10 protein-coding genes are annotated in these 12,231 nt (G+C 67.9%); 3 read left to right on the forward strand and 7 right to left on the reverse strand.

All coding sequences use genetic code 11. The features are described from left to right. Positions 1-87: 87 nt before the first annotated feature. The 4 genes from ppa to NJQ99_RS13025 all read right to left on the reverse strand — a co-directional run bounded on the left by ppa (position 88) and on the right by NJQ99_RS13025 (position 2,999). Positions 88-630 carry an inorganic diphosphatase gene (gene ppa, locus NJQ99_RS13010; RefSeq protein ID WP_269333299.1) on the reverse strand — a complete coding sequence of 181 codons (543 nt, stop codon included), beginning with the start codon at positions 628-630 and terminating at the stop codon, positions 88-90. Positions 631-876: 246 nt separating this feature from the next. After that, the gene (locus NJQ99_RS13015; protein ID WP_269333300.1) at positions 877-1,278 is read right to left on the reverse strand and encodes a phasin family protein; all 402 of its coding nucleotides are present in this window, start codon (positions 1,276-1,278) and stop codon (positions 877-879) included. Between the two features lie 154 nt (positions 1,279-1,432). Beyond that, entirely contained in the window at positions 1,433-2,302 is an 870-nt protein-coding gene (locus NJQ99_RS13020; protein WP_269333301.1) for a YihY/virulence factor BrkB family protein, read from the reverse strand. A 73-nt stretch (positions 2,303-2,375) separates the two neighbouring features. Then, complete coding sequence (locus tag NJQ99_RS13025) at positions 2,376-2,999, reverse strand: hypothetical protein (protein ID WP_269333302.1); 624 nt, start codon at positions 2,997-2,999, stop codon at positions 2,376-2,378. A 237-nt stretch (positions 3,000-3,236) separates the two neighbouring features. On the opposite strand from NJQ99_RS13025, the gene NJQ99_RS13030 reads away from it, so the two are divergent. After that, complete coding sequence (locus tag NJQ99_RS13030) at positions 3,237-4,904, forward strand: peroxidase family protein (protein WP_269333303.1); 1,668 nt, start codon at positions 3,237-3,239, stop codon at positions 4,902-4,904. Between the two features lie 13 nt (positions 4,905-4,917). On the opposite strand, the gene NJQ99_RS13035 is transcribed toward NJQ99_RS13030, so the two are convergent. Continuing rightward, positions 4,918-5,778 carry a hypothetical protein gene (locus tag NJQ99_RS13035; protein ID WP_269333304.1) on the reverse strand — a complete coding sequence of 287 codons (861 nt, stop codon included), beginning with the start codon at positions 5,776-5,778 and terminating at the stop codon, positions 4,918-4,920. Between the two features lie 127 nt (positions 5,779-5,905). On the opposite strand from NJQ99_RS13035, the gene NJQ99_RS13040 reads away from it, so the two are divergent. Next, positions 5,906-7,372: a PAS domain-containing sensor histidine kinase gene (locus NJQ99_RS13040; protein ID WP_269333305.1), complete on the forward strand. Its 1,467-nt coding sequence runs from the start codon at positions 5,906-5,908 to the stop codon at positions 7,370-7,372. A gap of 164 nt (positions 7,373-7,536) precedes the next feature. Here NJQ99_RS13040 and NJQ99_RS13045 read toward each other — a convergent pair whose 3' ends face one another. Further along, positions 7,537-8,490 (reverse strand): DMT family transporter, encoded by a 954-nt coding sequence (locus NJQ99_RS13045; protein ID WP_269333306.1) that lies wholly within the window; start codon positions 8,488-8,490, stop codon positions 7,537-7,539. A 171-nt stretch (positions 8,491-8,661) separates the two neighbouring features. On the opposite strand from NJQ99_RS13045, the gene NJQ99_RS13050 reads away from it, so the two are divergent. Further along, entirely contained in the window at positions 8,662-9,153 is a 492-nt protein-coding gene (locus NJQ99_RS13050; RefSeq protein WP_269333307.1) for a BLUF domain-containing protein, read from the forward strand. A 57-nt stretch (positions 9,154-9,210) separates the two neighbouring features. On the opposite strand, the gene NJQ99_RS13055 is transcribed toward NJQ99_RS13050, so the two are convergent. Then, the gene (locus tag NJQ99_RS13055) at positions 9,211-11,643 is read right to left on the reverse strand and encodes an ATP-binding protein (RefSeq protein WP_269333308.1); all 2,433 of its coding nucleotides are present in this window, start codon (positions 11,641-11,643) and stop codon (positions 9,211-9,213) included. Positions 11,644-12,231: the final 588 nt, after the last annotated feature.

A 12,231-nucleotide genomic window follows, 5' to 3' on the forward strand; every position in this document is an offset into this window, starting at 1 on the left:
GCGCGAGTGCATCCCCATCCCACGCTATAGCGCGGGACGGGGGGTGCTTGCGAGGGCGAAGGCGAGCGGTACTGCCCCGGCGAGGGGTCAGGCCTTGCCTTCCTTCTCCTTGTGGCGGGCGATGGCGGAGGTGATGAGGCTCTTGGCCTCGTAGACGCCGCCCCAGCCCCTCACCTTGGCCCACTTGCCGCCTTCGAGATCCTTGTAGTGCTCGAAGAAGTGCTGGATCTGCTGCATCAGGATCGGCGGCAGCTGCTCGTAGGTCTGGATGTGGTCGTAATAGGGATGCGCGGAGGAGAGCGGCACGCCAAGCAGCTTCTCGTCGGGGCCCGCCTCGTCCTCCATCAGCAGCACGCCCACCGGGCGGCAGCGCACGACCGCGCCGGGGATCAGGCGCGCGCGCGTCATCACCATGAAGTCGAGCGGGTCGCCATCCTCGGCCAGGGTGTGCGGCACGAAACCATAGTCGGCCGGATAGTACATCGCCGTGTGCATGAAGCGGTCGACGAACAGCGCGCCCGACTCCTTGTCGACCTCGTACTTCACCGGGTCGGAGTTCGCCGGGATCTCGATGATGACATTGACGTCGTGCGGCGGGTTCTCGCCGATGCGGATCTTGGAAATGTCCATGTGTCTGAAGCCCTTGCATTGCCAGGTGCGCCGGCCATGTTGCGACGCAACAGAATAGGCGCCGCTTCTACCGCGCGGCCCTGCGTTGCGCCAGCCCCCAAAAGGGCGCAGGGCTCGCCACAAAAGGAAAAAGCCCGGAGATCTCTCTCCGGGCCTTCCCTGCCTTTCGGACGCGGACGCCCGCTCAAGGGCCTGTCGTGCGCCGGACCGTGCGAGGAACCGGGCGCCCGCCTCGGCGAAAGCCGATTACGCGGCCGTTTTGGCGCGCAGTTCCGCCGCCAGCTTGGTGAACGGCTCAGCCGAGGTGCGGACGAAATCGTTCGTCATCTCGGTGAGCTTGCGCCCCTCGCCCGCCGTACGGTCGAACACGGTGCGGAAATACGCCGTCTGGATCTCGAACGCCTCGCGGACGTCCTTGGCTTCCATCGCGGCGCGGGCGGCTTCGAAACCGTCGTTGAGGTTCGCCTGCGCGATGTCGAGCGCCGTGTTCGACAGGGCGACAGCGCGCTCGGCGCTCGCCTTGCGGGCTTCCTCGATGGCGGCGGTCATGTCCTTGCCGAGGACATTGAACTTTTCCGTCGCGTCCTGCGCCAGCTTGAAGGCGTCGGCCGTGGCGGTCTTGGCATCGGTCGTCTTGCGGGTGGTCATGGTCGTCACTCCTTGTCCGCCGCGATTGCGGCTGGCTGAAATTCGCGGTCTGCAACGCACCAAACAGGTTTTGTGCACTGCAACATGATCCGTTAGATAGGAGCCTCGCCGCGCGACGTCAAGGGAATTTTGTTGCACTGCACAAAAATACGGATCAGCCGTCGGCCGTGCCGGACGCGCGCGCTCCCTCCGCCTGGCGGCGGCGCAGAAGCGCCATGTTGACCTCCGCCCCCAGGATGAACAGCGCGCCCGTGATGTAGAAGAACAGCAGAACGCCGATCAGGCCCCCGAGACTGCCGTAGGTCACCGAGTAATTGGCAAAGCCCGCGAGATAGAAAGAGAAGGCGCTGGCCCCCGCCATCCAGAGCAGGATGGTCACCACGATCCCGGGCCAGAGATCGCGGGTATTCATGCGCCGGGCGGGAAGAAAACGGTGCAGCGCCATCAACGAGCCGCCCAGCACCGCCAGCGCGATCGCGTAGCGCAAGACGGTGTACAGCACGACGAGCGAAGCGGGCAGCGGAAACCATACCTCGACAAGGCGCAGGATGACCGGGCCGAGGACGATCAGCAGCGCCAGCAGCAGCAGGCCGGCCGCCCCCCCGATCACGAACAGCACGCTCTGCAGCCGCCGCAGCCAGAAGGAGCGCACGTCCTGCACGTCGTAGGCGCGATTGAGCGCGCCCCGCAGCGCCTCGATCCCGCTCGACGCAGTCCAGAGCGTCGCCAGGATGCCGAACGTCAGCAGTCCGCCGCGCTGACGCAGCAGCACCTCTTCGACAACGGGACTGAGAGCCTCGGCAATCTCGGCCGGCATGACCTCGAACATGTGGCCGATGATGCGCTGGGCCGCCTCCGGATCGCCGACGAAACCGCCAAGCGCCACGAGGAAGATCACGAAGGGAAAGATCGCGAGCAAGGCCGTGAACGACATGTGGCCAGATATCTCCAGCCCCTCGTCGTCCACGAAATGCACCAGCGCGTCCCAGCCAACCTGAAAGGTGGCGATCAGGCCATCACGCATACACTGCCCTCCCCCATGCCTCAGGCAGGCAGGGTGCCCGGGACGGGCGCGGTGTCAACCGGCAAGGGGCAGACTAGCCCTGGGCGATGAAGAGCGCGTCGAGAAGTTCCGTATCGCCGGGCGAGAGGGCAAAGACGTCGGTGAGGATCAGGCACTCCTCCCCATCCCAGTGCCGGATCTCCAGAGCATCGGGGTAGAAGACCCGTGCAAGCGTATCGATCAGAGCAATCTCGACCATCGCGCCCTTGCCCTGGAAGACGATGCGCTGGTTGGTCAGGATCAGCGCGCCATCGGTGCGCACCGACTCACGGTCGGGCATGGGGTAAGTCATGTCACCGCCGCTGACCAGCATCGACAGGTGGCGGGGCGGAACCGCGAGGTTCGGCGCGCGATGGGCACCCACGGCGAAATAGCCAAGCCGCACCCAGACAGCCGGGCACCGGTAGCGCGCGATCTCCAGCGGACGAAGTTGCAGGCCGGACAGGACATGGCCGAACGGCACGGCTGCTGCACTGCACGCCTCGCCGCCCGCCGGGCTGGGGTCGCGCCGGTCGTCGAGAGCACCCGCAGCCTCCACGGCCGCGGCCTCGGCACCGAGCGCCGTCTCCAGCGCCCGCAACGTCTCGACCTGGACCCCGGCCTCGAAACCGAGGGACGCCAGTTCGTCCGGCGGGCCCAGCGTTTCCAGCGGCGGCATGGAGGCGGGACGCCGGCGGTCCCTGCCGGACCAGCCGTGCTCGCCTGCGGAACCGGCCTTGCCCTGCCGCGATGAGGATTTCCCAGCCATCGCGGCAGAATGGCGCAGACAGGGTAAAGAATCCCTTGCCGGCCGGGCGTCCGGGCGCACCGGCGGGCACGGTCGCTTAACACCTTTGGCATATAACTTGCTGCCACGCGCTCAACCGCCGCGTGTTTGTTGAGTAACGGGGTCACGATGTCACACATCCGATCACTTTTCTGTGTAACGGCCGTCACGCTTCTTTACAGCTCGGCCTCGCTCGCTGCCCCGGAGTTCCGCACGCTCGACGGCAGCGGCAACAATCTCGCCAATGTCACATGGGGTATGGCCGGAACCGACCTGATGCGGGTCGCGCCGGAAACCTATCTCGCGCCCTATGGCGGCACGGGCACGCGGCCGAGCGCGCGGGAGGTGTCGAACGCGCTGGCCGCGCAGGGGCCACGTACGGTGCCGAGCAGCGCCGGCATTTCCAACATGTTCTGGGCCTGGGGCCAGTTCCTCGACCACGACATCTCGATCACGCCCATCGCGGGCGGGGACCCCATGTCGATCCCGGTGCCCGCGGGCGACCCCTGGTTCGACCCGGCCGGCACCGGCAGCATGAGCCTGCGCACGACGCGGGCGGTCCCCTCCTCCGTCGGCGCGGACGGCAGCCGCGCGCATCCGAACGCGATCACCTCGTGGATCGACGCATCGATGGTCTATGGCTCCGACGCGGCAACCGCCTCGAAGTTGCGCACCAACGACGGCACGGGGAAGATGCGCGTCTCCGAGGGCCAGCTTCCGCCCATCAACGAGATGGGAATGTTCATGACCGGCGACACGCGGGCGAACGAGAACATCCCGCTGCTGTCGATGCACACGCTCTTCGTGCGCGAGCACAACCGGCTTGCAGATGCGCTGGGCGCGCTCAACCCGCATTGGGACGGCGAGCGGATCTACCAGGAAGCCCGCCGGATCGTCGGCGCGGAAATCCAGGCGATCACCTATAACGAGTGGCTGCCCGTCGTCCTGGGCGAGGGCGCGCTGTCGCCCTACAAGGGCTATGACGCCCATGTGGACCCGTCGGTGACGCAGGAGTTTTCCGCCATCGGCTTCCGCTTCGGCCACACCACGCTGCCGGACGTGGTCGCGCGGCTCAACGCAGACGGAACGCCCGTCGCAGGCGGCAACCTGATGCTGAAGGACGCCTTCTTCAATCCGTCGCTGCTACAGCAGGAGGGCGGGCTCGACCCGGTCCTGCGCGGCCTCGCCGCCACTGCCGCAAGCGAGATCGACCCGATGATCGTCGACGCGGTGCGCAACTTCCTCGTGCTGAACCCGGTACATCCGGTGATGCTGGATCTCGCCGCGCTCAACATCGAGCGGGCGCGCGACCGGGGCGTCGCGGACTACAACAGCGTGCGCGCCGCCTACGGCCTCGCCCCGATCACCAGTTTCGACCAGCTCTCGTCCGACCCGCTGGTCAACGCGGCCTTCAAGGCGGTCTATGGCGACGTGAACAATATCGACGCCTGGATCGCCGCGCTGGCGGAAGACCCGCACATGTTGCCGGACGGCACCGCGGCGCTGGTCGGCGAACTGATGCACACGCTCATCACCGACCAGTTCACCCGCCTGCGGGACGGCGACCGCTTCTGGTTCGAGGCGGCGATGGATTCCGAAAGCCTCGCCTGGCTGTCGGGCCTGCGGCTCGCGGATGTGGTGAAGTGGAACACGGGCGTGGACTGGGTGCACGACAGCATGTTCGTGCTGGCCGACCGGGTTGCCGGCGCGGTCAGCGCCCCGGCGCCGCTGTCGCTCGTGCTGCTGGGACTTGCGGGCCTCGCATGGCGCGCCCGCAAGGCCCGCGCCGCACAGTGACGAACCGTCCCGGTCAATAGTTCGCGGGCAGGATCCAGCTGAAGCACTTCGCCGTCTCGTCGACGGCGTGCGTACCGGTGCAGAAGGTGTTTTCGCTGCGCCCGCGGGCAGCAGCCGTGCACTGGCTGAGGTTCGCGCGCGCCCAGTTCAGGCAGCCGGTCATCGCGTCGTGATGCAACAGGCGGCTGACAGCCTCCGCCCGCTGCGGCTTCGCGGACTCGCCAAGGATGTGCAGCGCGCCCAGCGCCATCAGCCGCACGACGACGGAAGGGTTATCCCGCTCCCCCGCGGACCAGGCGGGCATGTCGCGCGAGCCGCCCCCGCCCTGCGCCGGGACGCCCATGCTCACCCGGATCGGGTTCGGCCGGGGCACGACCCACATGGCCATGGGCTGCGCGCGCACGGGCTTGCCCCGCGCCAGATCGTCGAACGCCCCGGCAAGCCACACATAGAGCTGGTTGTCGCGGCTCACCTCCTCCAGCGCCGCGTGCAGGCCATCGGCCGCGCCCGCAAACTGCATGACCTGGAAGGGATCGGCGACGATCCGGTCGGCAAGACGGGCCGCGCTGCCTTCCGCAGCCGCCGCGCGCGTCACACCGGTGATGTAGCCTTGCGCCGAGGCCGCGGCGAGCGCCGCACTCGCCACCCAGCCGGAGCCGAGCTGCGCGGGATCGAAGCGGCCAAGGCGCTTCAGCACCTGGTGCACCTTTGCATCGGTCCGCGGCAGATCGCGCGCAACGTCAGCCGCCGCACCGTCATAAAGCACATAGGCCCGCGCGGCGTCATGGATCGGATCGTGATCGGCTTGTGCAGGGCCTGTAAGGGCGATGGCCGCGGCAGCGGCCAGCAGCAGGCGTTTGGTGACGGATGGCATTCCATTCCCTCCGGAAACGACCCCAAGCCCCGAATCGGGACCTTATCGCAAGGGCGATCGCTTCGCCACAGCGTCCTGACCCTTGGATTAACAAAGGGTTAAGCTTATCGTTTGGCGATTCGCGGTCTTGAGCGATTCGGGTTGGGCAGTGATCGGACGCACCACGGGTCTTGATGCCGGCGGGCCGGGGGTGAAAACGCACCCATGGCGCGGCCTGTCTGTGCGCGGAAAGCGCCTGGGCTGGACACTGGGAACGGCGGCGGTTCTGGCCGGTGCGCTGACCGGCGCCCTGGCCTTTGCGCCCGGTATCCTGCCCGGCGAGATGGCTGCCCGGGACCGGGGTCTTGCCGCACTGGGCGTCGGCGCGGCTGCGGCCACGCTCTATGGCGCGCTGCTGCTTCTGCTGATCGCGAGCGCCGTGCGCCAGGCGCAGGCGGCGGCACGGGCGCGGCAACCGCTCGACCATTTTCTCGTGGACCATGTCGCGGACCTCATCCTGCGGCAGGCACCGGACGGCCGGATCACCTACGCTTCGCCGTCGGCAAGTGCCGTGCTCGGCGCATCGCCGGAAGCGCTCGCGGGGACGCGGCTCACCGACCATGCCGCGCCGGACGAGGTCGAGGCGATGCAGACCGCCTTCGCGCGCGCAGCCTACCTGGGCGAGGACGCCACGCTCGTCTGCCGGATGCTGAAGGGCGACGGGACAGGGATATGGACGGAATCGCACATCCGCCCGGTGCTCGGCGCAAGCCCTGGCCGGCTCAGGGAATTCATCGTGGTCATGCGCGACATCACGCTGCGCCACACCTATGAGCGGCACCTGATCGAGGCGCGCGACGCCGCCGAAGCCGCCAACCGGGCGAAGGCCCGCTTCCTGTCGCATATGAGCCACGAGTTGCGCACGCCACTCAACGCGATCATCGGCTTTTCGGAGGTCATGCGGGACGAGCTGTTCGGCACGCTGGGCGCGCCGCGCTACCGCGATTATGCAGCGATGATCCACGACAGCGGACGCCAGCTGCTCGACGCGGTGGCGAGCGTGCTGGACATGTCGCGGATCGAGGCCGGGCGCTACACGCTCACGGCGGAGCGGTTCGAGCTGGCGCCGCTGATCGCCGACGTGATCTCTGAAATGTCCTATACCGCCGCCGACCGCGGGATCGCGCTGAACGCCGTGCAGGCCGGCGGCCTGCCCCGTATTTCCGGCGACAAGCTCGCGATCAAGCAGGTCCTGCTCAACCTGGTGTCGAACGCCCTGAAGTTCACCGGGCGCGGCGGCAGCGTGACGGTCGAGGCACATGTCGAGGGCGGGCGTTGCGAGATCGCGGTGACCGACACGGGCGTCGGAATTCCGGAAGGTGCGCTTGCGCGCCTCGGCCGTCCGTTCGAGCAGGTAAGCGAGCAGGCCTATGTCCACACGGGCGAAGGGGCCGGGCTGGGTCTCGCGGTGGCGCGCGCCCTGGTCGAACTGCATGGCGGAACGATCAGGATCGACAGCACGCTGGGCGAGGGAACGCGGGTCACGGTCCGCCTGCCAGCGCTTCATGCGGTCGGTGCGGGCAAGGATACCGGCCACGCCGCCTCGGTGGCCTGAGACCGCTTCTGCGCCCGCGTTCCGCGGCGTTCAGCATGTGTCAACCGTTGCCGGGCGAAGCTTGCCTCCATGGACACGCGCGCCCCTTCCCCGCACCTCACACCCGCCGATCTTTGCGTGATGCTGCTGGCGGCGCTTGTGACCGCCGGCGGACTGCTGCTGATCTAGACACCCGCGCTGGCTTCGGGGACGGTCTTCGGTGCGGCCGTGCCGTGAACCTGCCGCTCGCGCCACGCGATGTAGATCCCGCTGCCGACGATCACGGCAATGCCGACCCAGGTCCAGACGTCGGGAAAGTCCCCGAACACGAGATAGCCCAACGCCGCGCTGGACACGATCTCGAAGTAGGAAACAGGGGCAAGGACGCTTGCGGGCGCCCGCTCGAACGCGAGCACCATCAGGAAATGGCAGCCCGTCGCAATGCTCCCGATGGCCAGCAGCGCACCCCATTGCCAAGGCTCGGGCGCAATGAAATGGAAATTCCCCGTGTCGCCCAGCATCGTGCCTGCCCCCAGCACCGCCGACAGAACCACGCTGCCGACAAGCGCGCCGAACGCCAGTGTGACGATCGGTGGCGCCGCGCCCTTGAGCTTGCGCGTCGTCAGGAAATAGAAGGCAAACAGAACGCCCGAGGCCAGCGCCAGCGGCGCGCCCTCGCTGGCCACGCCCATGCCGGGCCGCAGGATGATGAGCACGCCGGCGAAACCCACGACCACCGCGGTCCAGCGCCGGGGGCCGACGCGCTCGCCCAGCAGCAGGGCCGAGAGCGCGGTGAGGATCATCGGCTCGACAAACAGCAGCGCCAGCGCGTCCGCAACCGGCATGTAGGCGATGGCCGTGAAGAAGAGGGTGGTGGAGGCTGCGAAGCACAGGCCGCGCAGCAGCTGCAGACCGATCTGCGGCGGCCAGAAGCCCCGCCACCCCGCGGCCGCGAGGACCATGGGCAGCGTCAGCAGCACCTGGACCCCGTAACGCCCCCACGCCACCTGGCCCGACGGCATGGTCTCCGAGAGGTACTTGGCAAGCACGTCCATGGCCGGAACCACCGCGACGGCGAGAAACATCAGCCCGACGCCGAGAAGCGGCCGGTCGTCGTCGTGCATGGCGGGTGCGGTCATGCTCTCGTTCTCCGGCGCGTGGCAGTCGCAGTACCACCGGCAGATAGACGCGATTTGCCGTGCGCCACAAGCACCACCCGGCGCAGGCCCCGTATACCGCGGTTTCACGCCACAACGGAGTATTATCAAATTGCAGCAAGACTTGTGCCCTGATGCACGGGGAAACCAGAGATGCCGGAAGTCTATCAGTTGCTGTACGTGAGTTCCGAGAGACCCGGCCTGAGCCGCGACGGTGTGGACGCAATCCTGGCCGCCGCCCTCGCCCACAACGCGACGCACGCCATCACGGGCGTGCTGCTGCATGTCGAAACCGCCTTCCTTCAACTGCTTGAAGGTCCCGAGGCGGAGGTCGAGGCGCTGTTCTCCCGCATCGCGGCCGACCCGCGCCACCATCAGGTCACGGTGCTGCACCGGGGTACAGTACAGGCGCGGAGCTTCCCGGGCTGGTCGATGGGCTTCTCGTCCCTGCCCCCGGACATGATGGGCCGGACGGGCGCCTTCCCCTTCTCGCGGGACTGGCTGGACAGAATGATCTCGTCGCACCCGTGCCCCACCGTCGGTGCGCTGATCCGCAGCTTCACCTATGTCAACGGCCTGGGCCGGGCAGAGCTGGAAATGGAAGTGCCGGAGCAAGGCGGCGCAACGGGCGGCAGCGCCGCCTGACGCACGCCCGAACGCTCCCCGCTCTCGCCGGGACGCGGGACAACCGGGCGCGCAGGTTCAGGCGACCTTGCGTCCGCGCTGGGCACGCTGGGGCTGCTGGGTGCCGTCGGAACCGCTGCGCGGTTTCAGCAGACGGCGCGGCGGGATCCAGATCGTGACCGTCGTGCCATGGCCGTACTTCGACTGCAGCTCGAGACCGCCACCGTGCAGTTCCATGAGCGACTTCGCGATCGGCAGACCGAGACCCGTCCCGTCGTGCTGGCGGTTGAGCGCACTGTCGATCTGGCTGAATTTCTCCAGCGCGCGCGGCAGGTCCTCGGGCTTCATCCCGATTCCGGTGTCGATCACCTTGATCTCCAGCCCGCGGGTCGGATCGACGCCGGCTTCCAGCGTCACGGAACCGCCGGGGTTGGTGAACTTGATCGCGTTGGTGAGAAGGTTGAGCAGAACCTGCTTGAGGCGGCGGCCATCGGCATGGATGTCGGGCACCCCCTCCTCCGCCAGGACACGCAAATGGAGACCGGCGCGCTTGGCCCGCTCCGACAGCAGCGTGTGGCACGAGCGCAGGAGCGCATGCGTGTCGACGTCCTCCTCCTGAAGCTCGAAGCGGCCCGCCTCGATCTTGGAGAGGTCGAGAATGTCGTTGATGAGGTCGAGCAGGTGGCGACCGGAGTTGTAGATGTTCTCGATATATTCGGCGTACTTGTCGTTGCCGAGCGGGCCGAGGATCCGGTCCTTCATGATCTCCGAGAAGCCGATGATCGAGTTCATCGGCGTGCGCAGCTCGTGGCTCATGTTGGCAAGGAATTCCGACTTGGTCCGGTTGGCAAGCTCGGCCGTCTCCTTGGCCACGCGCAGGGCGTGCTGGGCCCGCTTCTGCTCGGTGATGTCGATCATGAAGCCCTGCACGAAACGCGGGCCGATCCCGAGGCGCACGCTGGCGCCGGCCTTGGCATCGTCGGGGGCGGAGGTAATCGAGTTGCGCACCCACATGATCGAGCCGTCGGCCTTGCGCATCCGGTACTCGCGCACGGCGAAGGATTTCTCTGCGAGGTCGTCGAGGTTGTAGAGCACGCGGTCGCGGTCGTCGGGGTGGACGTGATGCACCCAGAACCCCTGGCTGAACCAGGTAGACGGCGGATAACCGACGATCGACTCCACCTGCGGCCCGATATAGGTGAACCGCTTGGCCGCGAGATCCGCTGCCCACGGGATCACATTGGTCGATTCCACGAGGTGCTGAAGGCGGCGCTCGTTCTCCGCCAGTTCGCGGCGCTGGCTCTCGATGAGCGCCGAGATCTCCTCGTTGCTGCGCTCCAGCGAGCCGGCCCGCGTCGCCATCCGGTGCACGATGAAGGCGAAGAGCGCGCTCGCCAGGATACCGGCAAGCGCAGCAAGTCCGATCAGGCCGTAGTGACGGACGCCCGGCCGGGCATCCGCTGCAACGGATACCTCGAGCGGAAGGCCGCGCAGGGAAAGGGTCTGTTCGTGGTGCACGATCGCATGGCCAAGCAGCCTGGCAACCATGCCGGGCGCAGCAAGTTCTGCACCCGCCCGCAGGATCCGGACCGGCTGAGCCGCGCCTTCGACAGGCGCGACGATGTCGAGTTGCACGCCGGCCTCCGCCAGTCCCGCCGGGACGAGGCGGTCGAGCGAGGCCTTGTAGGCCACCACGGCAAGAACGTCGCGGGCGTCGCGCGGACGTGCGTTCACCACCTCCGCATCGGTGCGCGCGATCGCCCGCATCAGCCAGAACACATGCCGCTGCCCCTCGGTCAGAGAAGCCTCGGCGCGGATCGAGCGGGCGCTGAATACGCCGAACCCCGCAGGCGCCCCCTCGGGGATCAGGACGGAGGCCACAACCTCGCCCGTCTTGACCGCGCGCGCGAGGGCATCGAGCGCAGCAGGCCCCGCGGCCGTGTTCTTCTCGACGAGACCGCTTTCGAGAAGCCGCGCCTCCTCCACCGACATCGGCGGACGCACGAGATAACGGATCGGAAAATAGCTGACCGGCGCCTCCCGGGCCCCCTGCGGCGGAAACTCCGCCTGGTAATAGGCAAGGCCCGCCGAGTGGGCCGTCGCCTCGAACACGGCGTCGTCCGCATCGTCCATGCGCGGCATGAAGACGGCGAGTTCGACATAGGGACGCCCGGCCATCGGCGGCGTCGACATGGCGCGGAACATGTCCGGAGAGATCGCGCGCGTGCCCGGCGTCCGGCTGTTCTGGTTGTCGAGAATGGCTGCACGGGCAAGTCCGGCCATGTCGGTCAGTTCGGCCTCGATGCCCGAAAGATCGTCGGCGATCCGCACCGCGGCCTGTTGCGCCGTACGCCCGGCCTCGTCGCGCACGGACGACACGACGCCGAAAGCCGCCACGACGGTCAGCGCCACGGTTACCAGCGCACCGATCAGAAGGCTCTGTACCCAGCCGCCAATACCGACCTTCCGGGATTCCCTGGACCGTGATCCCGGCTGCTTCTTCGATGCCACTCTCGCTCTCCGGAACTGGCGCACCGCACGGCGCGCACCCTGCACGGCCCGGATGGTGACGCGCGCGTGGTAAAGACCGGGTAAATCCGCATAAAATTTTCGGGAAATGCCGAGGGCCCCGGGTTGTGACCCGGGGCCCTCGCCGGCCGGGCCGTTCGGGGGATGAGGGACTTGCGGCCTCGAAGCCGGAACAGGGGGGTCGTGCAATGCCCCTGTCTCGATTTATACGCGCACCATCCGCCGCCGGATCAGGGCGCCGGATCAGGGCGCCGGAGGAAGTGCGCGCCGTTCGGCGAGAAAGGCGGCCAGCAAGCCGATCAGACGTCCGGGGCGCACCGCCCAGGGACGCCGGCGGCCCCGCCGAACCTGTGCGACCACCGCCGCCTCGATCGCATCGAGCACGCGCACGCCAGGCACCGCCCCGTCGGCGAGCGCCGTCCCGACGAGCGGCGCTGCGTGCCGCGGCCTCTCATAGCGGAGGGAACCAGCGCGCGCCGCCCGCCACACGAGGGGCGGCAACGGCCCCGTGAGCGATTCAATGCGCGCCCTTGCGGGACAGGAAAACGTCTCGGACCGGGACATCGGGAA

Origin of the sequence: Futiania mangrovi (genome assembly GCF_024158125.1) — a bacterium.
In the GTDB taxonomy this organism is placed as follows: domain Bacteria; phylum Pseudomonadota; class Alphaproteobacteria; order Futianiales; family Futianiaceae; genus Futiania; species Futiania mangrovi.